Source organism: Acinetobacter lwoffii (assembly GCF_024129115.1).
GTDB classification, from domain to species: domain Bacteria; phylum Pseudomonadota; class Gammaproteobacteria; order Pseudomonadales; family Moraxellaceae; genus Acinetobacter; species Acinetobacter lwoffii_T.
Genome location: NZ_JAMXXO010000027.1, coordinates 1 through 23,165, shown reverse-complemented (window position 1 = coordinate 23,165; position 23,165 = coordinate 1). Strand labels below are relative to the sequence as shown.

The window sequence follows — 23,165 nt, the reverse complement described above, 5'->3', positions numbered from 1 at the left end:
AATGAAGTCACTGCTAGCTCACATTATTATTTATAATTTTCTCAAATAATCAGGCTGGGTTTTATGTTGAAGTACAAATCAGCAAAGAACCAAGCTTCTCATCATGCTGATTAAAACGAATGCCTGGATTTACGACGCTTCGCGACTACATTGCCCAGTTCTTCCTGTAACAGCTCAAAATAGGTAGGATCTTCCGCTTTGGCCGCCTCACGCAGCACAATAGAGGTTGGATGCAACAGTTTTTGAGTTAAGCGATGCGAAAACTCGGCCAGTACAATGTCTGCCTTTTCGCCCTTGGCAATTCGCTGCATTGCCAGTGACAATTCTTCCTGACGTAATGTTTCCCCGTGGTCACGGTAGGCATGAATGGTCGCCCCGGCCTGTTTGACCTTTTGCTGGGTCATCAGTTCTGTAGCCAACTGATTGACCATGATCTCGGCTTCAACAGCCGCTTGACGGCGCTGTGCCAGATTTTCCTCAATCACGCTTTGCAGGTCATCGACCCCATATAGATAAACCCCATCCAAGCTTTCTACTTTGGCATCAATATCACGTGGCACGGCCAGATCTACCAGTAGCATCTGCTGGTAACGACGTTTTTTCAGTGCAGCCTTTACATCGGTAAAATGGATCACTTGATGCAAACTGCCGGTACAACTGGAAATGACATCGGCACGATGCAGATTTTCTGCAAGCTGATCAAAACCTATAATTTCGACCTCAACCCGATGTGCAATTTCCTGTGCCAGGATATCCGCACGCTCGCGGGTACGGTTACAGATAATGATCTTGCCCACCCCCATCTCTGCAAGGTGTTTGGCCACCAGACTGTTCATCTCCCCGGCTGCCACTATCATAATGGTCAGCTTGTCCGGATGACTAAATACTTGCAAGGCCAGTTGCGCCACCGCATAGCCCATTGAGACCGCATGACTGCCGACAGCCGTTTCCGAACGCACGCGTTTAGCGGCATAAAAGGCATATTCAAAAATCCGGTTGAGATTGCGCGACACCGTATGGGAGTCTTTGGCCAGAGAAAGTGCGGTTTTGACCTGCCCCAGAATTTGTGGTTCGCCCAGCATCAGTGAATCCAGACCACTGGCGACACGCATCAGATGCGTCACCGCTTGAGCATTTTCATAACGATAGACATGATGTTGCAGTTGTTTGACATCTACCCCATTTTTCTGGGCGAGCCAGTTTAGCACCATGTCAGCATTTTCAGACATCGCGTAAACTTCGGTCCGGTTACATGTAGACACCACCACCATGTCATTCAGTTCAGGGTGTTGGCTTTGCTCGGCAAGAATGGCACTTAACTTTTCAGGGTTAAAAGCTACCTGTTCGCGCAGTTCTACAGAGGCAGTTTGATGGTTGACACCCAATGCAAAGAAAGACATATCAGGTCATCATTTCACTAAATTTATGCTATTGTGCAACATCGGTGTCATAAAAAGCATTACTTGGATCAAGAAAAAATTGCGTCAAACAATTAGCCGTATCAACGGCCCTACAATTAAGCAATATTCTACCACATTCCTACTGGTGGGTAGCATGGCTTCGACTGCACATCTCTATGCAGCGGAAGCAGTTTACCATGCAAATCAAAATTATGATGCGATAAAACAAAGTATGATGGCTGAGTTTGCCATCGCTGCACATGACATTCCGACCGCTTTGCACAACTATACGGTGCTAGCGATCAAGAGCAATTCCACTTCAGTCAAGCAACGTGCGCTGAATGTCGCGCTGGAACATGATGATCTTCAGGCAGCACTAGATATCTCCACGCACTGGGTGGTACAAGAGCCGCAAGATGTCCCCGCTTTATTTTATTTATCACATATTGCCCTGAAAGCACATGAATATGAGCTGGCCGCTGAGACCTTAGAAAAAATCCTGCAAATTGATGACAGCGCCGATCTGGAAGAAATTCTCGCAGGGATTTCACCAGAAGGTACAGAAGACCGTACTTATCTGATTCAGGCCTTAAGTACCACCAAAGCCAAGGACAACCCGTCTATTCTGGTGCTGGTGGCCGGTCTGGAAGCGCAAAATGGTCAGCTCGAACAGGCTCTAAATACAGTTAACCGTGCCTTAAAAAAACGCCCGAATGCGACTGGATATATCCTGATGAAGGCCAATCTGCTCAATGCACTCGGCGATACTCAGGCGACACTGCAATGGTATGAAAAATCCAGCCGTAAACACCGTAATAATCTGGATGTACGTCTGGCCGAAGTCAAATATCTGGTCAAGCTGAACGAAGCGACTTTGGCGCTAAAAAAACTGCAAGACATTCTAAAAAAATGGCCGACTGCTGAAGAAGCCCTGTTCATTGCCGGACTGACCAGTATTGACTTGGAAGAATACGAGAAAGCCGAAAAATATCTGGTCGAACTGCGTTATTCTGCGCAATATCAAAACGAAGCCTATTATTACTTGGCGGTGAATGCAGAACGCAAACAGCATTATGAAACGGCGAAAGCTTATTATCGTCTGGTCGATGGCAGTCTTTACACCGTCTCACGTCGCAACATGATCTCGATTTTCGCCCAGCAGGATAAGCTGCATGATGCGCTGCGTTTCTTAACCCAGGAAAGGGTGAATTATCCACAACATGCCAGCTTCCTCTATCTAGCTCAGGCGGATATTTTGACGCGCATGCAGAATAAAAAAGCTGCGATTCGCCTGTTGGAAGAAGCCAGCAAAAACCTGCCGGATGACCCTGAACTGGTCTATTCGCAAGTTCTGTTGCTGGATCCCCATCAGGATCGCGTCAAGCTGGATGAACTACTCAGCACTTTACTTAAAATTGAACCGAACAGTCCGACCTATCTGAATGCCTATGCCTATACCCTGGCGATGCAAAACCGTCGCCTCGAAGAAGCACGCCGCTATGTCGAACAGGCACTAGAATATGCACCAGAACAGGCATCGATTCTGGATACCTATGGTTATATCTGTTATTTACAGAATGACTTCACCACAGCTGCGGATGTGTTATACAAAGCCTATCAATTGAATCCGAATGTGAAGATTGGGGTACGTTATGCCCGTTCCTTGTACATGAAAGGTGATCTACAACACTTCCACCAAGTGTTACAACAATTACAACAAAACCATCCAAATGACCCAGAATTGAAACAACTTAATTCGCTATTGTTAGCACCACAAACCAAAACGAGTTAATTAATTTATGCGCAATTTGAGCCAATTGGGCTGCTGTGCCTTTGCAGCCACTGCTTTATTTTTAACTGGATGTCAGCAGATGATCAAGCCACAAGCGCCTGCCACCCCGTCTGTACAGGCAGAGAATCAATTTCAGCTGCAAGGTAAAATTGGCGTTCGCACCCCTCAACAGACTGGCAGCGCATTCTTTACTTGGGTACAACAGCAGGAAGAATTCGATATTGAACTCAGCGGTATCTTAGGCGTCGGTAAAACCCAGATTTCTGGCACCCCGGGGCAAGTAACCTTAAACAGTGCCAAAACAGGTCTGATTCAGGCCGCAACTGCCGAGGAATTACTGCAACGCGCAACAGGCTGGCAAGCACCGATCAGTTATTTAGTGGACTGGGTACAAGCCCGCCCTGCAACTACCTCTGCAAAATTACAAAAAGACGATACGCAGCGGATTAACCAGATTATCGAACAGGGCTGGACGGTCGATCTCAATTATAATGCGCAGGCCAAAATACCAAACCGTTTGATTTTAAAGCAGTCACTTGGAAATGGTGCAGAAAACCGTATTACAATGATCATTGAAAACCGTTAATTGACCTGATTCCAGCCCATGATGATTCGTGTTCCCTCGCCTGCTAAACTGAATTTGTTTTTACATATCACCGGTCGCCGTGAAAATGGTTATCATGAGCTGCAAAGTATTTTTCAGCTGATTGACCTGTATGACTGGCTGGAGTTTGAACCAAGCGCCGATGATGCGATTCAGATTGAAGGTCTGGCCTCCGTCGATCTGCAACAGAATCTAATCTATCGGGCGATACAGTTGTTGAAGCCTTATGCCCAAACGCCGTGCGGACTAAAAATTCGTCTGGAAAAAAATATCCCGATGGGTGCAGGTCTTGGCGGTGGGTCTTCCAATGCAGCGACGACCCTGATTGTGATCAACCAGCTCTGGCAGTGCGGTTTAAATGTTGAGCAACTGGCAGATCTCGGGGTTAAACTGGGTGCAGATGTGCCGATATTTGTGCATGGTAAAAATGCCTGGGCTGAAGGCATTGGTGAACACTTAACATTCATAGACTTAGATCAAAAAAAATTCATTGTGTTAAAACCTGATTGTTTTATCAGCACTCAACTGCTTTTTTCGCAAAAAGCATTGACAAGAGACACGAAGAGCACTAAATTTTGCGCCTATCAGGAAACGCCATCTGATTTTGGAAATAACTTTGAGCCACTGGCAAGAAGCTTATATCTCGAAGTCGATGAAGCAATGCAATATCTCGACCAGTTCGGAAAAGCAAAGCTTACAGGTACAGGTGCTTGTGTGTTTATTGAAGTCACTGAAAATCTGAATATCGAAGATATTCTTGCAAATGCACCATGTAAAGCTTACCTGGTCAACAGTTTACAAGAATCACCTTTAGTTCAGTTTAAAGTGTAGATAGGGGTATCGCCAAGTGGTAAGGCACCGGGTTTTGATCTCGGCATCCGTTGGTTCGAATCCAGCTACCCCTGCCATTTTTCACCTGTAGATGTACTGTATTAGGGGTATCGCCAAGTGGTAAGGCACCGGGTTTTGATCTCGGCATCCGTTGGTTCGAATCCAGCTACCCCTGCCATCTTACAGTCATCAAATTAGGGGCGTCGCCAAGTGGTAAGGCACCGGGTTTTGATCTCGGCATCCGTTGGTTCGAATCCAGCCGCCCCTGCCATTTTCTCGAAAAAAGACAGAACACTCATTTGCTGTAAGACTGTTAATTTACCTTGACACTTTACCGCAAAAATATTAAAGTTCTGCCGCATTAGGGGTATCGCCAAGTGGTAAGGCACCGGGTTTTGATCTCGGCATCCGTTGGTTCGAATCCAGCTACCCCTGCCATCTATTCCCATATACCCCAACCGCCAAGGGTGCTTCATGCCCAATCTTGTCGTTTTTAGTGGATCTGCGCATCCACAATTCGCTCAAAAAGTCGTAAGTCACTTACATATTCCTCTAGGCGCTGCCTCTGTAGGTCAGTTCTCTGACGGTGAAATTGCTGTCGAGATTACTGAAAACGTTCGTGGTAAAGACGTATTTATCGTACAACCTACTTGTGCCCCAACTAACGATAACCTGATGGAAATCTTAGTAATGGCTGATGCTTTGCGTCGTGCAAGTGCAGGTCGTATTACTGCCGTGATTCCTTATTTTGGTTATGCTCGTCAAGACCGTCGTCCACGTTCAGCACGTGTTCCAATTACTGCAAAAGTTGTAGCAGACATGCTCACTACTGTAGGCGTTGACCGTGTTGTGATGATCGACTTGCACGCTGACCAGATCCAAGGCTTCTTCGATATCCCTGTAGACAACATCTACGGCACACCTGCACTACTTGCTGACTTGCGTCAACAATCGCATCACAACCTGATGGTGGTTTCACCTGACGTCGGTGGTGTAGTGCGTGCACGTGCTGTTGCGAAACAAATGGGCGATATCGATCTTGCAATCATCGATAAGCGTCGTCAAAAAGCGAATGAATCACAAGTGATGCATTTGATTGGCGATGTAAAAGATCGTGATTGTGTCATTGTTGATGACATGGTAGATACTGCTGGTACGCTATGCAAAGCTGCTGATGCATTGAAAACTTTCGGTGCTCGCAAGGTTGTTGCGTATGCAACGCATCCAGTACTTTCTGGTAAAGCGATTGAAAACTTAAAGAATTCTGTGATTGATGAACTGGTTGTGACTGATACCATTCCTCTTTCTGATGAAGCTTTAGCACTGGGCAAGATTCGCCAGGTTTCAGTAGCCAGTATGGTTGCCGAAACGATTCGTCGTATTAACAACGAAGAATCTATTAGCGCAATGTTCGATTCTTATCTATAATAGAGCGCTGAATTTTCAAAGCCCTGCCATTTGGTAGGGCTTTTACTCACCAGACTGGTCGCAAGTCTGGTTCATTTAACTTAAATAGGATGTCTATCATGGCAAACTTCGTATTAAACGCAGCAGCACGTGAAGAAGCAGTTCAAGGGAAAGGTGCGAGCCGCCGCCTTCGTCTTCAAGCTAAAGTTCCTGCAATCATCTACGGTGGTGAAGCTGCTCCTGTAGCAATTACTGTTGAGCTTCGTCAGCTTGTTAAATTCTTAGAAAACAATTCATTCTTTGAAGAAGTTATCGAAATTGATGTAGACGGTAAAGTTGAAAGCGTGAAAATCCAAGCGTTACAACGTCACCCAGCTAAAAACACACCTATGCACGCTGACTTCAAACGCGCATAAGTGTTAATGGTGTAATTAGTGTCAAATATTTCACTGATTGTTGGTTTGGGTAACCCAGGTTCTGAGTATGCCCAAACCCGCCATAATGCAGGCTTCTGGTTCGTAGAACGCCTTGCAGACCAATATGGCATTACCCTCAAAAAAGACCCAAAATTCAACGGATTTAGTGGTCGTGGCAATATCGAAGGTCAAGACGTCCGTCTTCTTCTCCCAACAACCTTTATGAACCTTTCCGGTAAAAGTGTTGTTCCTTTCGCCAAATTCTATAATATCGCACCTGAATCGATCCTGATTGCCCATGATGAACTGGACATGAATCCCGGTGTCATTCGCCTGAAAACTGGCGGTGGTCACGGTGGTCATAATGGTCTACGCGATATCGTGCCGCATATTGGTTCAAACTTCCATCGCCTGCGTATTGGAATTGGCCATCCTGGTGCCAAAGACCGCGTTTCTGGTCATGTGCTCAGTAAAGCGCCAAGCAGCGAACAGAATTTAATGGATGATGCAATTTCCCATGCCCTTGCCCGCACAAAAATGCTGGTGAATGGTGAAGTACAGCAAGCCATGAATCAAATCAACGCATATAAGCCGAACTAAACATTCAAAAATTGCTGGACAATTCCGCTTGCCAGAAAGTTTATTTAAGCGCAAAATGCGTTTGCTCGATTGTTCACCATACAGCAAGCAAGATTGATTTAACCAAATGATCAAACTCTTAGGTCAACTCAGGGGACGCTAGCCATGCTATCTCGTTTATTAAAATGCAAAATTCACCGCGCTCACGTTACACATGCAGAACTACACTATGAAGGTTCATGTGCAATTGATGGCGTTTTGATGGATTTGGCTGGCATTCGTGAATACGAAGAAATTCATGTGTGGAACGTGACCAATGGTAAACGTTTTGCAACTTATGCAATTCGTGGCGAAGACAATTCAGGCATCATTTCAGTCAATGGTGGCGCTGCGCATCAAGCCGATGTAGGCGATATCGTGATTATTGCAACCTTTGGCGATTTCACTGAAGCTGAAGCGAATGCCCATCAGCCTCGCTTAGTTTATGCTAACCCAAACAATACAGTCAGCCACACTGCCAACTGTATTCCGGTACAAGTCGCATAAGCTGATCAGACCAGATACCCAAAAGCTCGCACATCGCGGGCTTTTTTAATACTGGAATATTGCCCTGTTTAACTGCCCTCTCGCCAGCTTTTAGAGCTTTCACAGTTTAAAGGTTTTAATTGTTGATCCAGCAAATCAAATAACAAGGCCTCACCATTTTCCTTCACCTTCAGCTCTACAAATTTGGCGTTACGATAACACGGCTCCAGACCTTCGGCGAACATGAAACTATTGGCAGCAGGATATAAAGCCTCAAAAGTATTGTGTGGGTTTTTCAGAATTAATCGGGCTGAACGTTCCGACTGATTTAATGTGCTTTGTTCAAAACTGGTTTTGATAACTCTGCGCTGCTGATCCAGCTGCACATAACTCATCACATGCGATTGATTTTTAAAATCTTCAGTCCGGATGTCAGAAACTGGCTGTTCGGAACCATTCTCCGCTGCCACTGCGCTAAAATGCAGATCATAGTTCAGTGCCATATAATCTCCTTGCAGGATCGAACGCGGATCGACAGGTGCCAACTCGACAAAGATACTGTCACTTTTTGCCAGATGCCATTCATGCTGGATGATTAAACCCGCAAATAAGGCAATGCTAAAAATACTAAGATGCAGTGCCATAAACTTTTTCATCATGAGACCACTCCTGCTTTCAGCTGGAACTTCGGTGAACTCAACACATAAGCCAAAAGCAACACCAGCACACCTGAGGCAAAAATACTGACACTTTTAAATAAAAAACTTAGTCCCAGATTGTAATACAGCAGCCATAACCAGAAGATCAGTAGCAAAATGGTCAAGGCTTGCATCAATCGTTGTTGATTCACCATGGCCCAAGCCATAAACACTAAAATGATAAAAATTTCAAAGTAACCCAATGCAATCAGCAGAATTCCCGCAGCAGGAATGAGCCAGAGTTGAATCAGTGAAAATTGCTTGAGATGAATACCGACAAAACTCAACAGCCAGAGTACTGGCAAAATATAGAAAATAATGGCTTCATCCATACCGCGAGGCTGCAATTGCTGAGCCACACCAAATTGTAGCAGGCATTGAAAAATAGCCGTCACCGCCAAAATACCGATCATCCACAAATTCACGCTTTTGGCATAAGCTGAAGCGAGCCAGTATCTCGCAGTAAGCAAAGCTCCAGTCAGAACACTGTAATTCAGCAGCATGATCCACGTCAGCAGGCGCTGATCCTGAAAAAATGCATGTTGCTCGGCCAGAACTGCAATTCCCAGTATATGTGCAAGTAACAACTGCAACAGCACCACCAGCCAATGCATACGACTCATGATAGTCAACAGCGTAATGCCGACTTGTATCAGCCAAATCAGTAATAGGCTCTCTGTGAGTAATTGGGTATGAATCAATACCGCGGCCTGACCGCACACCCACAAACAATAAGCCAATTGCCGCAGAAAAACTGAGGGCTTGCTACGAATCAACCACCAGGCGACTGCGATAAAAATGATTCCCATCAGAATCGAAAAACTTTTCCAATAGGTCAGCAACAGCATGGCCAAGATCACACCAGCAATCCACGCGCCCAGAGCCAATGGAATGACCGAAAACCGGCTCTTGGGCAACAGCTTGATCAGCAGACCTGTAATAGCTGCGAACCAGCTGAATATCAGCAAAGCTAGTATCAATAAGCCAGCGGCAGAATCCTGTAAATATTGCTGAGTGAGATCAAAAATGAGAACACTAAAACTCAGGGCCAGTCCTGCAACAAGCAAACTGGTTTCAAGCTGTTGCTTTCGGGTATAGAAATAAACACTGAATAAAATAGGCAGAACCAGCACCGAAGCCAAATACCAGATCGAATCCGAGTCGATAAACCGGAACATACTTACTACTGAAATAAGCACCACGACAGCGATAAACAGATAGCGCAAAACCGGATAATAACGTAAGGCATAGATCATACTTAGCCCGGTCAACAGATTCAGACCGAGCAGATAAAGAGTTTCAGCACGCACCAGCCAAAAGCTTTGTTTAAAATAAAAATAGAGTGCTAACTGGCTGACCACACAAAATAATGCAAAGATCCCAATATTCGGCCGATACAGCCAAGGCAGCAACAGCAAAGCCCAAAGCAGAAATAACTGATAACTGTCAGCACCAGTCTGATAAATCTGTCCAATCACGGCCAGACTTAAGCCCAGCATTAGACCCGATACAGTATCCAGACTTTGTCTTAACTTTTCCCGCGCAGTGAAACGCACACTCAGCAATGCTGAACCCAGCAATAAAATTTGAGGAATAAACAGCTGGACAAATTTGGGCAACATCCACCAGTTTGCTGCCAGCAGATACACGATACTGACAGCGATCAGCGCCAGCCCAATGATTTGAAGAATTTGAATCACAGCAGGTTGAATAAATAACAGCGGGGAAAATGGACGATCTGGCGATGGTACTGTTCTGGACATGCTAATCTGTTCAATTTTTATTTGATTTCACCTTAGCATGATTTTTGCAGGATATGCCAGGCAGGAACAGTCCAAGTATGCTGTACATTTTTAAATCAGGATTTGATAAATTCCGTACCCTGCAATCATGAGCAGAATCATGCCGCACAATGCCAGCAAATGTGGATAGAGTCGAGAATGGGATAAGTGGTTGAAACCCAAATACACCACAGACAAAGTCAGAAAATCCAGGAGAATCCAGCTCAAAGTCAAAATAATTAAACTTAAATCAAGATCAGGAGTAATCCCGATAAACTGCGGGAAAAAAGCCGCAAAGAAAATAATGTCCTTCGGATTAGAAATACCAACCAAAAAACCTTGTCGAAAACCACCATGCACAGGAACTAGATTCTCCTGAGCTTGCTCCTGCTGCTTAAAAATAACTTCACGGAAAATCTGCCAGCCTAGATAGCCAATATATAAACAGCCCAGTAACTTGATCGTATCTAGCCATTGCGCATTGATAACCAGCAAACCTTTCAAACTTAATATAGATAAAGCAATTAAAACTAGGGAGGCAAAATTGGTACCAAAAATGGTTCTTAAAGCTGCCGTATAGCCACCTTTTAAACCGGCGCTAGCAACCAGCAACATCACTGGGCCAGGTGTAGCGATCATCACCACAACAGCCAGACAATATAAAAAATATTCACTAATATTCATGCCACCCCTCAGCTATTGTTATTTTTATGCATAAAAAAAGAGGACTTAGTCCTCCTCTTGTATATGAATCAGATGCTGACTGATACCGTCTGCCCGCAGAAAAGCCAGATCATAACTGGCAGTAGCCAAGGCCAAGATCCGGCGCTCAAACTCATCCCACAACGGACGCACCTGCTTATAATGGATGCCCAAACCACTATCGTCGGTAAAATGCCGATTTTTTTCACACAACTTTAAAGCATGATACAACTTGCGCCCTTTGGAAGCATCATCACGCAAACGCACCCGTTTCGACAGCACAAAGGCCTGCACTTTGACAAGATCGGCATGCGGTAACAGCGGCACCAGAATCTGATCCAGCTGTGCATCCAGGCGTTGCCACACAGCTCGATGCTGCTCGGCACTATACGTATTCCAGTGAATCACTTCATGATTAAAACGGCGGCAACCACGACATACCGCATCACCAAATACGGTCGAACAACGCCCTGCACATGGGGTTAAAGACGCAATACGACGATCTGAACTCAAAACACACTCCAAAGATACTGCAAATTTCAGTATCTGCATCACTGCACAAAATCCTGGGTCGGGCATGACTATACACGCTCTCCCTCATGAATTGAAGCCTGTTAAAAGACTTGCGTTTTACTCGCTTATTCACTCGAATCAAGCTAAAATGTGCGCCTTTCAAATATCATGCTACGTTGGAGTATTCCATGAACGCTACTGTAGAACAGCTTGCACCTGTAGAACAGCAAGCGACGACTGGTTGGGTTGTTGCCGCACTTTATCAATTCAAAGAAGTTCAAGATCCTGCCGATCTTCAGCAACGTCTTTTGGACCTGGTAAAATCCATCAACCTTTGCGGTACTCTAATTGTGGCAGGTGAAGGCATTAACGGTACGGTTGCAGGCGACCGTGCATCGATTGATCAAATTCACCAGTTCCTTCTAAATGAAGGTTTTAACGAAATGGAATACAAAGAATCTGACAGTTCTGAAAAGCCATTCCGTAAGATGAAAATTAAATTAAAAAAAGAAATCGTGACTTTAGGCGTGGAAGTAAAACCGCGTGATTTAGTCGGTCACTATCTTGATCCAAAAGAATGGAACGAACTGATTGCACGTGATGACGTGATTCTGGTCGATACACGTAACGATTACGAATACAAAGCCGGCACTTTCAAAGGTGCAATTGACCCGAAAACTGAAAGCTTCCGCGAATTCCCTGAATACGTGAAAAATAATCTGGAACAGCACAAAGACAAGAAGATTGCGATGTTCTGTACAGGTGGTATTCGTTGTGAAAAATCAACCTCTTTACTTCTTCAAGAAGGCTTCACTGAAGTTTATCACCTGAAAGGCGGTATTTTGAAATACCTGGAAGAAACCCCGGCTGAAGAAAGCATGTGGGAAGGTGAATGCTTCGTGTTTGATGGTCGTACTGCCGTAACGCACGGTGTTGAAGAAGGCCAAAACACCAAGTGTCATGCGTGTGGCTGGCCTTTACTTCCAGAAGAAGTTGCCCTCCCAAGTTATGAACATGGTGTCTCTTGTGTGTACTGTATTGACAAAACCTCGGAGAAACAAAAAGAAGGTTTCCGTATGCGTCAATCACAAATTTTAGCAGCAAAACGCAAACGCCTCTAATTTGGCCTTTTGTAATGAAATATATAAAAACCCTCTTCGGAGGGTTTTTTGTTTACATAAAAATCACAACAGTAATAAAACTCTTACCAATTCCTTACCAAGAACCTCATTTTTTTCCAAACAAGATTGTTAGTCTAATGATACGGTGATTTACAAGCTAAGTCTTTCATTATTAACTGAAATTTTTACTTGAAAAGGAATATAAAATGGCAGGCTCACTTGCTCGAGATTCAGACAATCTGGTTCAATTTCAACCAAAAGAAAATATAAAGCTGCAACGACTTCATCAAATTTCTGAAGAGCTTGAACAGCAGTCACATCTGTTCGTCGTTATCTTGGGAACCATTATTGGCGCAATCTTGGCGCTGTTCATTGGTTACCATATCAATACCAGCATCATGCATTTTATCCTGTTGAGTATTTTGCCGATCTGCTTGGCCTATTTCTTACGTAAAGTGTATATTTATACCCTGACACATAGCTGATTCTGTCTGATCATTTATATTCCAAGACTTTACCGCACAAAAAATACTGCTTAGGATACAGGCAGTATTTTTTATTTTGCCAATCATATGAATCTGACCGAATGGATTATTTCCGTCATGGAGCAACTGGGCTACTGGGGCATTGCCCTGCTCATGTTCCTGGATAATGTCTTCCCGCCAATCCCTTCCGAAATTATTATGCCTTCCGCGGGCTATTCCGCCTCTCAGGGCGAGTTAATACTCTTCGGGGTCATCATGTCCGGCTGTATCGGCTCTCTACTAGCAGCCGCCTTGCTATACTGGATTGGCTATAAATTTAACCATGATTCTATTTTTAAATTTGTCGATCGTTATGGCAAATATTTATTTATTAAATCAGAGGATGTGAAAAAATCACTCAGTTGGTTTGAGCATTATGGTCACCGGATTGTGTTTTTTGGCCGCATGATTCCTGCCGTCCGCTCGCTGATCAGCATTCCTGCCGGCATGAGTCATATGCCCTTCTGGAAATTTATGTTCTATAGCGCACTTGGAACCATCATCTGGACTACATTTTTGGCCTGTGTCGGATTTTATTTTGGCGAAAACCAGCAGTTGATGCAGCAAATTTTCAGTAAAGTCAGTTATGTGATTATTGCCATTGTTGCGGTAATTATTATCTGGATTTTCTACCGTAGACAGCAGCGTAAAAATCGTCCATCCTGAGGAAGATCCCTTAAGGAGATTAAAACGATGTCGCATTATCTTAAATATTTTGCCACCGTTTATCTGACCTTGGTTCTATTGGTAGGCATATTCATCTATGTATTCAATCTGGGCGCCATTCTGCTGATTCCTGCCCTGATTGCTTCTGCCTTTCTCAGTGCCCGATACTTTGTTAAGAAAGAACTTCGTTTGCCAACTCAGGAAGAGAAAGGCAAACTGGTCTGGGGCTCCACTATCATTGCCATGACATTCGGGTTTATCTTTTTAATTGTGGTCATCTGGATGAACCCGCAGACAGATGAAATTTATAGAACCATCACCTATACAGGAAGAGGCACAAATTCATTTCTGGTGGCTGCAAGCATTGCCTTACATGCCTTACTGTTCCATATTGCCTACAATGCTTATGCCCGCTATAGTCTGGCGAAGCGTACTGGCCTGGAAAGAAAATAGGATTCGAGTAGATCTCAAAGATGCAAAAAGGCCAAAGCTAAAAAAAGCACCCTGCGGTGCTTTTTTTATGAACTATTCTGGAGTGTGATACATCAGATACAATTCATTTAAGTTTTCTGGAATTTCTTCTGCAAGCTCGTCCATTAACTGGCCATTGCGACGGAAAGTTTCCATTTGTGGATCTTCATCATCGATGCCACTAAAGACCATGATTGGCAGGGTTAAATCCACCAGTTGTTCTTCAAATTCTTCAGTAAACCAAGCGTCTTCGTTCAGGAACATGGCATCTACAAAGCCCACACTCCAGTCACCCAAGCTTGATTCAGTATCTGCTTCTTCAATTTCAAACGGGAACGTAATCCCTTCTTCATTGGCTAAGCTTTGACGAATAGACTCTAACCATGCTTGCACCTGAGTGATGATTTCTGCAGGCACTTTCTTTTGATTACTATCAAAAAGTTCGTCTAACCATTTGTCGAATTTTGGGCCTACTGCAATAGCACATAAGAAACCATGGGTTGCCGCGAAATCTAGACCATGTTCATTTTGGTCACCATCTAGATATTCACTCAACAGGTCTAAATCTAAAGCACTCATCTAACATCCAAACTTAGAAAACCGAAAGGTTTAGCATAGCATTTATTCAGGCTATGCTAAATCCGAATTCGTTAATCTTCGTCATCAAAATCGTCGTCATCGTCGAAGTCATAGTCAAAATCTTTGAGTTCGCGCTCTAAACGACGTTGGGTCAGCAGATCATCGATCAAACGACGTTTTTCCAACGACTCTTTAGCACTGAGCTTGCTAGAAGCCTCATCGAAATTAACATCATCTTCACCGAAGTTATCATCTAGTTCAAAATCTGTAGAAGACACTAAAACTTCCTCATGAGTGAAAAATGTAAAAGGATTTAAGCGCTATTTATCGTGCCTAAAAAAACAAGTCAAGTTTTATTTGGATTTTCGTATTTTTAATTTGTAATTAGGGGTTTTTTCTGTCTCAATTGTGTGCCATGATATAATCCACCCTGCGTCCTTATGTTTTTTGATTCTCCTTTTTTGAGTCATAAACAGACACGCATGGGATGAACTTGAAAACAACAAATTCACCCCCATCTTAAATTACTGAATTTCATTTTAAATATTTTATCAGACAGCTTTCATGCTGAATTCTCTGATGAAATATATAGGCTATTCACTAAATTTAACGAGCTTAAATCGTGCAGCATTGTACGGTTTTTTACTGCCACAGATTCAACGAAGAGTAAGCAAAAGATGAGCGATATGACTTCCCCTACTTCTCAAGTAGCGGCTCTGATTAGCCGAGGCAAAGAACAAGGTTATTTAACCTTCGCTGAGGTTAACGATCATCTGCCGGACTCCATCACAGAAAGCGAGCAGATTGAAGATATCATTCAGATGCTGAATGACGTCGGTATTCCGGTACATGATCGCGCGCCTGAATCTGATGATACGATGTTCGAAGATACTGCAGAAGCGGCGGATGAAGTTGCAGAAGAAGAAGCTGCAGCCGTACTTGCATCGGTAGAAAACGAGCCAGGTCGTACCACTGACCCTGTACGTATGTATATGCGTGAGATGGGTACAGTAGAACTTCTGACTCGTGAAGGCGAAATCAGCATCGCAAAACGCATCGAAGAAGGTATTCGTGATGTTTTGCACTCGATTGCTTACTGGCCGAATGCGGTAGAAGTTGTACTGCAAGAATACAAAGATTATGAAGCGGGCGAACGCCGTCTTGCTGATCTTTTATCAGGTTATTTAGATCCTGAATCAGATGAAGAAATTCCTGAAGTTCTAGAAGAAGAAGCGGTTCTTGCTGAAGATGAGACTGACTCGAAAAAATCGACCAAAGACGTAAAACTGGACGATGATGAAGAGGAAGAAGAAGCAGATTCTGATGATGAATCAGAAGCAGATTCTGGTCCAGATCCTGAAATTGCAAAAGCGCGTTTCACTGAACTGGAAAATGCGTGGCTGAATACCAAAGCAACTATTGAAAAACATGGTCGTGACAGCAAACAGGCTGAAGAAGCTCTTCAGGCACTTGCAACTGTGTTCATGATGTTCAAATTCACCCCGCGTCTATTTGATATCATTTCTGAAATGATTCGTGGTACACACGACCAGATTCGTGGTGCAGAACGTGAAGTGATGCGTTATGCAGTACGTCGTGGCCGTATGGACCGCACCCAGTTCCGTACCAGCTTCCCGGGTCAGGAATCGAATCCAGCCTGGTTAGATGAGCAGATTGCGAAAACACCTGCAGACCAGAAAGCTTATCTGGAAAAAGTACGTCCAGACGTATTGGCCTTCCAGCAAAAAATTGCCGATATCGAGAAAGAGCTTGGTCTTGATGTAAAAGGTATTAAAGACATTGCCAAACGTATGGCTGTCGGTGAAGCCAAAGCACGTCGTGCCAAGAAAGAAATGGTTGAAGCGAACTTACGTCTGGTCATTTCGATTGCGAAGAAATATACCAACCGTGGCTTGCAATTCCTGGATCTGATTCAGGAAGGTAACATCGGTCTGATGAAAGCCGTAGACAAGTTTGAATACCGTCGTGGTTATAAATTCTCGACTTATGCGACTTGGTGGATTCGTCAGGCGATTACTCGTTCGATCGCGGATCAGGCACGTACCATTCGTATTCCGGTACACATGATTGAAACGATCAACAAGATCAACCGTGTATCTCGTCAGCTTCTACAGGAAATGGGTCGTGAACCGACGCCTGAAGAACTGGGCGAACGTCTGGAAATGGACGAAGTTAAAGTACGTAAAGTACTGAAAATCGCCAAAGAACCAATTTCGATGGAAACACCGATCGGTGATGATGAAGATTCACATCTGGGTGACTTCATTGAAGACAGCAACATCACGTCACCAATTGATGCGGCAACGTCTGAAGGCCTGAAAGAAGCAACACGTGAAGTTCTGGAAAACCTGACTGAACGTGAAGCCAAAGTCCTAAAAATGCGTTTTGGTATCGACATGCCGACTGACCATACTTTGGAAGAGGTGGGCAAACAGTTTGACGTAACACGTGAACGTATTCGTCAGATTGAAGCGAAAGCGCTGCGTAAACTTCGCCATCCATCACGTTCAGAACACTTACGTTCATTCCTTGAGAATGATTAAAATTTGATGCTTATTCTGGAGACTTGAAATTTGATCATCAGTCTCCATTTTAAGTAGCCAAGACAAACCCAAACGCCTGCATGATTGCAGGCGTTTCAAATCAGGGGGACTACCATGTTAGACCGTACACCATCTCGTGAACTTCAAGAACATCTTTGGGTTTTCCCTATGGATTATCCGATTAAACTGATTGGCCTTGCGGGCGATGAATTGCGTCATGCTGTCATCGACATTTTTCTGAAACATTTTCCAGATTTTGAAGGTGATAGCGTCAGTATTACGCCATCACGTACTGGAAAATACCATTCCATTACCGCACAACTGCGCTTTTTGGAACTGGAACAGGTGCATGCAGTATATGCAGATTTGGCCGCTTGCCCGCTAATTAAAACAGCACTGTAATCGAAAATACAAAAGACACGCTTCCGGGCGTGTTTTTTTTATGCCTATACAGCGCTAAGATACCCATGAAATATTGCTGATCTCACCCCTATTTCATGCCGAAATCATTATAATTATGACCAGTTTTTTATAATTACCAAGGACACTTCCTGTGACTGATGTGCTGCAAAAGCCCGAGCTGATCATTCGTCAATATCACGACCTCACATCTTATGAAGATCGTTTTCTGGAAATGAAAACATTTACGGAAACCCGTGATGAACATAGCCCGGATCAATTGTGGATTTTGCAACATCAGGATGTACTGACTCAAGGTCAGGCAGGCAAACCGGAACATATTTTAATACCAAGCAATATTCCGGTGATTCAGACCGATCGTGGTGGTCAGGTGACCTGGCATGGTCCCGGTCAATTGGTGGCTTACTTCATGTTTGACTTGAATCGTCTGGGCTGGAATGTGCGCACGCTGGTGTCTTATGCTGAAAACCTGATGATTGATTTGCTAAAAAAATATGGCATTGATGCCTATGCCAAACCGGATGCACCTGGTGTATATGTGGCTGAACGTAAAATCGGCTCACTCGGTTTTAAAATTCGCAAAGGCCGTAGCTACCATGGTCTGTCCCTAAATCTGGATTGTGATCTGAGCGGATTCAACACCATCAATCCTTGTGGCTATGCAGGACTGGAAATGGTACGCATGAGTGACCTGCTCGAACAACCACCCCAGTTTAGCCAGTTGTGCACTGAAATTATTGAAACTTTGCGCCACAGCGGGTACTTTAAGCAAATAACTGTCGAGCAAAGATAAAGCCTTTGCATTTCAACCCCAAATAAATTAGAGTATTTACTCTAAACTAATAATATTGAGATAGGGATCATCACGTGATTGCGACTAAATCCGTAAAACCCGCTTTGCAGCTTGCCTATGTCAAACTCATGATGGATGTGATTGGCCGAGGTCTGGTCATGGCAAGTCAGGTGAATAAAGAAATCAAACAGGAAGTGGCCCATTTTCCAGAAAATTTTACTCTTTCCATGAAAGTTTTTCCGCATGGCCCAGCCTTTGTGGCGCGGGTCACTGAGGACAAACAACTGGAACTGGTCAAAAATCTGGAAAAAGCACCTGATTTGATCATTACCTTTAAACATCTGCACCATGCATTTTTGGTGTTTTCTTTTCAGGAAAGCACCTCACAGGCTTTTGCCAATGACCGTATGATTGCTGATAGCGATATTTCCAATGCCATTCGTCTGGTACGCTGCCTGAATAAAATGGAAGCGCTGATTTTGCCGAAAATGGTGGCACAACTGGCAGTGAAAGAATATCCAAGCAATCTGAGCCTAAAAGAAAAACTAAGCGAAGCGAGCAGTATTTATCTAAAAATCGCTCAATCCTATTTGAAACGGAGTGTATAACATGGCTAAACCTTATTATGAATTTTTCTGTCCGGTCAAAGTGATTGCCGGTCATGCCGCGTTAGAACATATTCCGTTTGAACTTGCGACTTTGGGGGCCAAACGTCCGCTCATCATTACTGACAAAGGCGTCCGTGCCAACAATTTGCTGGCACCGATTGAAGCTGCATTTGAAATGGCGGATGCTGCAATTGTAGCGATTTTTGATGACGTACCACCCGACTCTAGCTTGGGTACAGTACGCAGTGCAGCAAAACTGTATCGCGAAAATCATTGTGATGCGATCATTGCCGTGGGCGGTGGTTCAGTCATTGATACCTCTAAGGCGACCAATATTCTGGTATCCGAAGGCGGTGATGACTTGCTGAAATATTCGGGTGCACATAACCTGCCTAAACCGCTGAAACCGTTCTTTGTGATTCCAACCACGTCTGGTACAGGTTCAGAAGTGACCATGGTCGCTGTCGTGTCGGACACTGAAAAGAACGTCAAAATGCCGTTCGCCTCTTATTATCTGATGCCGCATGCTGCAATTCTGGATCCACGCATGACCCAGACCTTGCCGCCGCATTTAACCGCCATGACCGCAATGGATGCGATGACCCATGCGGTTGAAGCTTATACCTGCATGGCAGCCAATCCAATTTCGGATGCTTATGCGACTGCAGCAGTTAAGAAGATCAGTGCCCATCTATTTAATGTGCTGGACAACCCTTCCGATGCACAAGGCCGTCTGGAACTGGCACAGGCATCGACCATGGCAGGAATTGCATTTTCCAACTCGATGGTCGGCATTGTGCATTCATTGGGGCACTCATTGGGTGCAGTGGTACATCTACCGCATGGTTTATGCATGAACTTATTCCTGCCTTATGTGCTGGAATACAACAAAGAGGTCAATGGCGATAAAATCGCAGATCTGCTCCTGCCTTTGGCGGGTGCCGATATTTATGCACAAACGCCAGCGCATCTACGTGCTGACAAAACCATTGCGACGATTCTGACCATGCGTGACCGGATTTACAGTCTCACCAAATTACCACGTACATTACGTGAAACCGGCAAGATTTCTGAAGCCCAGCTCGATGAAGTGGCAGAGAAAGCCCTGAATGATGGTTCCATCATTTATAACCCGAAAGAAGCCACCCTGGAAGATTTAAAATCTATCTTAAAAAAGGCTTGGTAATTATTGAAAAATAAGCCAATATAGCCGAAATTCTAGCCTGATGTTTTTTTAAGCATCAGGCTTTTATCTTGCATAAGAAAAAATTCGATTTCTTTTTTGAATGGCACATTTTATGCAGGACAAAAGTCAAAAAAATAGCTAGCAAAAGCCGTTCTTTTCAAGTAGATTGGCGGACTTTTATAGAAAACTGTAGGGGGGATCGTTCGTCTCAAACGATCCTTATAAATATGACTGATCCTTGATCAACGATTAAGAGGATAACGCCGTTGACTAATATCTCTGGGACTCAATCGGCAGCTAAACTGCAAAAAACGCTGGGACTCTGGCACATCATTATTATTGGTTTAGCTTATATTCAACCCATGACCTTGTTTGATACATTTGGTCTGGTATCTGAAGAAAGTAACTTCCACGTTCCTACCTCTTACATTTTTGCACTGATTGCAATTTTGTTAACCTCCTTGAGCTATGGTCATATGATTCGTCGCTACCCTTCTTCGGGTTCGGCCTATACCTATGCGCAAAAATCCATCCACCCGAACGTAGGTTTCATGGTGGGTTGGTCATCCTTGCTGGATTACCTGTTATCGCCAATGGTCAATATCATTCTGGCGGTGATTTATCTGGAAGCACTTTTCCCAGACATGAACCATTGGGTTTGGGTCATTGGTTTAACCGCCTTTATGACCGCGATTAACCTTCGTGGTGCGAGATTTGTTGCCAACTTCAACAGTATGATTGTATTCGTACAATTGGGCGTCATTGCATACTTCACCTGGATGGTTTACCAACTTCTGGAAGGTGGCGTAAATGCAGACGGCACACTGGTCGATGCAAAGTACCAACTGTGGAGTTTAGAGCCATTCTGGAATGAGTTTACTTCTGTTGCTGCCCTGATTACCGGTGCAACCTTACTGTGCTTCTCATTCACAGGTTTTGACTCCTTAAGTTCTCTTGCTGAAGAAACTAAAGATACCGAAAAAACCTTACCTAAAGCGATTTTCTTGACTGCATTATTGGCAGGTATCATCTTCATCATCAGCACTTACTTCATGCAGATCTTCTTTCCGAATGATCCAAAAACTTACTTTGAAGATATCGCTGCAACACAGCCTGATATTTTACAAGCTGTCGGTGGCGTGGCGTTTAAAACAGTCGTACTTTACTTCGCAATTGTGACAGTAATGGCTTCTGGTATTTCAGCACATGCGGGTGTATCTCGTCTGATGTACGTGATGGGTCGTGATGGCGTAATCAACAAGAAGATCTTCGGTCATATTAGTCCGAAAAACTACACACCTTCATACAACATCCTGATCGCTGGTGCAGTGGCTTTAACTGCTGGCTTTATGGATCTTGATTTTGTGGTGTCATTGATCAGCTTTGGTGCCTTAACGGCATTCAGTTTCGTCAACTTGTCGGTGATTTCACGTTATGCATTACGTGATGGTCGTACCAAGAGTGCCAAAGAGATCATGAACTTTGTCGTGGTTCCTTTACTTGGCTTCATTTCAGTCTTTGCATTGTGGTTAGAAGTCGATGAAGCTTCGCTTAAATACGGTCTGATCTGGGCATTTGGCGGTATCTTGTACTTAGGTTATAAAACCAAAGGCTTCAAGCACCCTGCTCCTCAGCACAATGAATTTGATGAAAAATAATGTCGTTCTAATTCAAATAAAAAAGGCGCTTCATGCGCCTTTTTTATGTTTTTCATTTTTTGATTTAACTAACGTAGATAACAATCAAAACCCATCTGGGTATTAACCCGATTATTTTCATAACCTAGTTTTTCAATAAACAGACTGCGATTAGACAATAACTTTTGCTCTTCCGGACCTAAACGGGCTTTATTCTTGACGGCCAGTTGATACATTTCATCCACGACATCTTGAAAAATATCACAGACTTCCTCACGCTTGGCAGGCTTTAATTTACGCCCCCGCCAAGTCCATTGAAAATCATCTGAATTCAGGCTCTGCCCCCATTTTTCAATACGCGTATCTAAGCGTTTTTGCATGTTGAGCAAACCCTGCTGTATTTCCGCTTGAGTAATGGGTTGAACTTCCTTTGTTGCCGATGTGGCGGCACTGCCCTCTTCCGCACTCACGGAAGCCGCAATAGATCCAAGGCAACATGCGATGATAAGTTTTAATAGAGGCTTCAAGGCTGCACCTTTTGTTATATTTGATGAAGTTATAAACTCAAGCATACAATGAAGTGAAAAGCAGTTTATCTATTTGTTACACAAAATAAAAAAGCCACCCAAAGGCAGCTTTTAGAATTACTACAAATATCAGCTTAAAGCGTTTTAAAACCCTGCTGACGCCAAGCTTCATACACAATCACTGCTGTGGCATTCGATAGGTTCAAACTTCGGGAGTTCTCTGCCATCGGTAAACGAATCCAGTGCTTTTGCGGAAACATTAGACGAACATGTTCAGGCAGACCACGAGTTTCCGGCCCCATTAACAAGGCCACAGGACGGTTTAAATCCGAAGTATGCGGTGTTTCAGAACCTTTGGTGGTCAATGGATAGATTGCATCCAGACCAATGCCTTTACTTGCCAGATCAGCCAGACAGTCTTCGATATTTTCCCAAATCTGCATATTGGCATATTCGTGATAATCCAGACCGGCACGTTTCAGCTTTTTGTCATCCAGCTCAAAACCCAGCGGCTTGACCAGATGCAACTGTGCTCCGGTATTCGCACATAGACGAATGATATTGCCTGTATTTGCAGGAATTTCAGGCTCATATAAAACAACGTGGATCACAGCTTACTCACTCAATATATTTAATTCAGACAGGACATTCGTCTTGCGCTCGGGCAAAGCAATGCTTTGCTTATCCTCTTACTTCAGGCACAGCCTTCGTCTTGCGCTCGGGCAAAGAGTGCTTTGCTTATCCTCTTACTTCAGGCACAGCCTTCGTCTTGCGCTCGGGCAAAGAGTGCTTTGCTTATCCTCTTACTTCAGGCACAGCCT

At 44.0% G+C, this 23,165-nt stretch carries 26 protein-coding genes and 4 tRNA genes; 21 read left to right on the top strand and 9 right to left on the bottom strand.

Annotated elements, in window-relative coordinates:
* Nucleotides 1-110: 110 nt before the first annotated feature.
* The gene (hemA, locus tag NI470_RS14365; RefSeq protein ID WP_153566838.1) at nucleotides 111-1,400 is read right to left on the bottom strand and encodes a glutamyl-tRNA reductase; all 1,290 of its coding nucleotides are present in this window, start codon (nucleotides 1,398-1,400) and stop codon (nucleotides 111-113) included.
* Nucleotides 1,401-1,479: 79 nt separating this feature from the next.
* Here hemA and NI470_RS14360 point away from each other — a divergent pair, with 79 nt between their 5' ends.
* The 11 genes from NI470_RS14360 to panD all read left to right on the top strand — a co-directional run bounded on the left by NI470_RS14360 (nucleotide 1,480) and on the right by panD (nucleotide 7,575).
* Entirely contained in the window at nucleotides 1,480-3,192 is a 1,713-nt protein-coding gene (locus NI470_RS14360; RefSeq protein WP_216071046.1) for a tetratricopeptide repeat protein, read from the top strand.
* Nucleotides 3,193-3,199: 7 nt separating this feature from the next.
* The gene (lolB, locus tag NI470_RS14355; RefSeq protein ID WP_153566836.1) at nucleotides 3,200-3,778 is read left to right on the top strand and encodes a lipoprotein insertase outer membrane protein LolB; all 579 of its coding nucleotides are present in this window, start codon (nucleotides 3,200-3,202) and stop codon (nucleotides 3,776-3,778) included.
* Between the two features lie 21 nt (nucleotides 3,779-3,799).
* Nucleotides 3,800-4,627 carry a 4-(cytidine 5'-diphospho)-2-C-methyl-D-erythritol kinase gene (gene ispE, locus NI470_RS14350; RefSeq protein WP_086044936.1) on the top strand — a complete coding sequence of 276 codons (828 nt, stop codon included), beginning with the start codon at nucleotides 3,800-3,802 and terminating at the stop codon, nucleotides 4,625-4,627.
* 2 nt (nucleotides 4,628-4,629) lie between these two features.
* Nucleotides 4,630-4,704: transfer RNA gene (locus NI470_RS14345), tRNA-Gln, on the top strand.
* A 26-nt stretch (nucleotides 4,705-4,730) separates the two neighbouring features.
* A tRNA-Gln gene (locus tag NI470_RS14340) sits at nucleotides 4,731-4,805 on the top strand.
* A gap of 18 nt (nucleotides 4,806-4,823) precedes the next feature.
* Nucleotides 4,824-4,898, top strand: a tRNA-Gln gene (locus NI470_RS14335).
* A 92-nt stretch (nucleotides 4,899-4,990) separates the two neighbouring features.
* A tRNA-Gln gene (locus NI470_RS14330) sits at nucleotides 4,991-5,065 on the top strand.
* A gap of 36 nt (nucleotides 5,066-5,101) precedes the next feature.
* Nucleotides 5,102-6,055 (top strand): ribose-phosphate pyrophosphokinase, encoded by a 954-nt coding sequence (locus NI470_RS14325; protein ID WP_004280601.1) that lies wholly within the window; start codon nucleotides 5,102-5,104, stop codon nucleotides 6,053-6,055.
* Nucleotides 6,056-6,153: 98 nt separating this feature from the next.
* Nucleotides 6,154-6,450: a 50S ribosomal protein L25 gene (rplY, locus tag NI470_RS14320; RefSeq protein WP_004645781.1), complete on the top strand. Its 297-nt coding sequence runs from the start codon at nucleotides 6,154-6,156 to the stop codon at nucleotides 6,448-6,450.
* 18 nt (nucleotides 6,451-6,468) lie between these two features.
* Complete coding sequence (gene pth / locus NI470_RS14315; RefSeq protein WP_004645783.1) at nucleotides 6,469-7,050, top strand: aminoacyl-tRNA hydrolase; 582 nt, start codon at nucleotides 6,469-6,471, stop codon at nucleotides 7,048-7,050.
* Nucleotides 7,051-7,194: 144 nt separating this feature from the next.
* Nucleotides 7,195-7,575, top strand: coding sequence for an aspartate 1-decarboxylase (panD, locus tag NI470_RS14310; RefSeq protein WP_004280606.1), 381 nt, complete (start codon nucleotides 7,195-7,197; stop codon nucleotides 7,573-7,575).
* A 68-nt stretch (nucleotides 7,576-7,643) separates the two neighbouring features.
* Here the strand turns inward: panD and NI470_RS14305 are convergent, their stop codons facing one another.
* From NI470_RS14305 to NI470_RS14290, 4 genes are all read right to left on the bottom strand, one after another.
* Nucleotides 7,644-8,210, bottom strand: coding sequence for a GDYXXLXY domain-containing protein (locus NI470_RS14305; protein WP_171501409.1), 567 nt, complete (start codon nucleotides 8,208-8,210; stop codon nucleotides 7,644-7,646).
* On the bottom strand, nucleotides 8,210-10,015 hold the full coding sequence (locus NI470_RS14300; RefSeq protein WP_253148802.1) for a DUF2157 domain-containing protein: 1,806 nt from the start codon (nucleotides 10,013-10,015) through the stop codon (nucleotides 8,210-8,212). The genes NI470_RS14305 and NI470_RS14300 overlap by 1 nt, the downstream gene beginning before the upstream one ends.
* Before the next feature lie 90 nt (nucleotides 10,016-10,105).
* Nucleotides 10,106-10,717 (bottom strand): LysE family translocator, encoded by a 612-nt coding sequence (locus tag NI470_RS14295; protein ID WP_153566833.1) that lies wholly within the window; start codon nucleotides 10,715-10,717, stop codon nucleotides 10,106-10,108.
* A gap of 45 nt (nucleotides 10,718-10,762) precedes the next feature.
* Nucleotides 10,763-11,248 carry a DUF1289 domain-containing protein gene (locus NI470_RS14290; protein WP_005252584.1) on the bottom strand — a complete coding sequence of 162 codons (486 nt, stop codon included), beginning with the start codon at nucleotides 11,246-11,248 and terminating at the stop codon, nucleotides 10,763-10,765.
* Between the two features lie 188 nt (nucleotides 11,249-11,436).
* Here NI470_RS14290 and trhO point away from each other — a divergent pair, with 188 nt between their 5' ends.
* From trhO to NI470_RS14270, 4 genes are all read left to right on the top strand, one after another.
* Nucleotides 11,437-12,369, top strand: a complete 933-nt coding sequence (trhO, locus tag NI470_RS14285) for an oxygen-dependent tRNA uridine(34) hydroxylase TrhO (RefSeq protein ID WP_004645789.1) — start codon at nucleotides 11,437-11,439, stop codon at nucleotides 12,367-12,369.
* Between the two features lie 206 nt (nucleotides 12,370-12,575).
* Nucleotides 12,576-12,854 carry a hypothetical protein gene (locus NI470_RS14280; protein WP_005103989.1) on the top strand — a complete coding sequence of 93 codons (279 nt, stop codon included), beginning with the start codon at nucleotides 12,576-12,578 and terminating at the stop codon, nucleotides 12,852-12,854.
* A gap of 87 nt (nucleotides 12,855-12,941) precedes the next feature.
* Nucleotides 12,942-13,559 (top strand): DedA family protein, encoded by a 618-nt coding sequence (locus NI470_RS14275; protein WP_005103990.1) that lies wholly within the window; start codon nucleotides 12,942-12,944, stop codon nucleotides 13,557-13,559.
* A 27-nt stretch (nucleotides 13,560-13,586) separates the two neighbouring features.
* Nucleotides 13,587-14,012 (top strand): ABZJ_00895 family protein, encoded by a 426-nt coding sequence (locus tag NI470_RS14270; protein ID WP_153566832.1) that lies wholly within the window; start codon nucleotides 13,587-13,589, stop codon nucleotides 14,010-14,012.
* 72 nt (nucleotides 14,013-14,084) lie between these two features.
* Here NI470_RS14270 and NI470_RS14265 read toward each other — a convergent pair whose 3' ends face one another.
* Together NI470_RS14265 and NI470_RS14260 are read right to left on the bottom strand one after the other, a co-directional pair.
* Nucleotides 14,085-14,609 (bottom strand): YecA/YgfB family protein, encoded by a 525-nt coding sequence (locus tag NI470_RS14265; RefSeq protein ID WP_004280621.1) that lies wholly within the window; start codon nucleotides 14,607-14,609, stop codon nucleotides 14,085-14,087.
* Between the two features lie 71 nt (nucleotides 14,610-14,680).
* Nucleotides 14,681-14,887, bottom strand: coding sequence for a PA3496 family putative envelope integrity protein (locus NI470_RS14260; protein ID WP_004280622.1), 207 nt, complete (start codon nucleotides 14,885-14,887; stop codon nucleotides 14,681-14,683).
* Between the two features lie 351 nt (nucleotides 14,888-15,238).
* Between NI470_RS14260 and rpoD the strand changes: the two genes are divergently transcribed.
* The 6 genes from rpoD (at nucleotide 15,239) to NI470_RS14230 (ending at nucleotide 21,838) form a co-directional block, all read left to right on the top strand.
* Nucleotides 15,239-17,173 (top strand): RNA polymerase sigma factor RpoD, encoded by a 1,935-nt coding sequence (rpoD, locus tag NI470_RS14255; protein ID WP_224215688.1) that lies wholly within the window; start codon nucleotides 15,239-15,241, stop codon nucleotides 17,171-17,173.
* A 114-nt stretch (nucleotides 17,174-17,287) separates the two neighbouring features.
* On the top strand, nucleotides 17,288-17,575 hold the full coding sequence (locus NI470_RS14250; RefSeq protein ID WP_004280625.1) for a YbeD family protein: 288 nt from the start codon (nucleotides 17,288-17,290) through the stop codon (nucleotides 17,573-17,575).
* 151 nt (nucleotides 17,576-17,726) lie between these two features.
* On the top strand, nucleotides 17,727-18,386 hold the full coding sequence (gene lipB / locus NI470_RS14245) for a lipoyl(octanoyl) transferase LipB (protein ID WP_180037095.1): 660 nt from the start codon (nucleotides 17,727-17,729) through the stop codon (nucleotides 18,384-18,386).
* Nucleotides 18,387-18,460: 74 nt separating this feature from the next.
* Nucleotides 18,461-18,994: a hypothetical protein gene (locus NI470_RS14240; RefSeq protein WP_253148804.1), complete on the top strand. Its 534-nt coding sequence runs from the start codon at nucleotides 18,461-18,463 to the stop codon at nucleotides 18,992-18,994.
* A 1-nt stretch (nucleotide 18,995) separates the two neighbouring features.
* Entirely contained in the window at nucleotides 18,996-20,180 is a 1,185-nt protein-coding gene (locus tag NI470_RS14235) for an iron-containing alcohol dehydrogenase (RefSeq protein ID WP_180037093.1), read from the top strand.
* Nucleotides 20,181-20,446: 266 nt separating this feature from the next.
* Entirely contained in the window at nucleotides 20,447-21,838 is a 1,392-nt protein-coding gene (locus NI470_RS14230) for an APC family permease (protein ID WP_153566830.1), read from the top strand.
* Nucleotides 21,839-21,906: 68 nt separating this feature from the next.
* Here the strand turns inward: NI470_RS14230 and NI470_RS14225 are convergent, their stop codons facing one another.
* Nucleotides 21,907-22,389 carry a hypothetical protein gene (locus NI470_RS14225; RefSeq protein ID WP_153566829.1) on the bottom strand — a complete coding sequence of 161 codons (483 nt, stop codon included), beginning with the start codon at nucleotides 22,387-22,389 and terminating at the stop codon, nucleotides 21,907-21,909.
* An 89-nt stretch (nucleotides 22,390-22,478) separates the two neighbouring features.
* Nucleotides 22,479-22,955: a tRNA (cytidine(34)-2'-O)-methyltransferase gene (locus tag NI470_RS14220; protein ID WP_004280633.1), complete on the bottom strand. Its 477-nt coding sequence runs from the start codon at nucleotides 22,953-22,955 to the stop codon at nucleotides 22,479-22,481.
* Nucleotides 22,956-23,165: the final 210 nt, after the last annotated feature.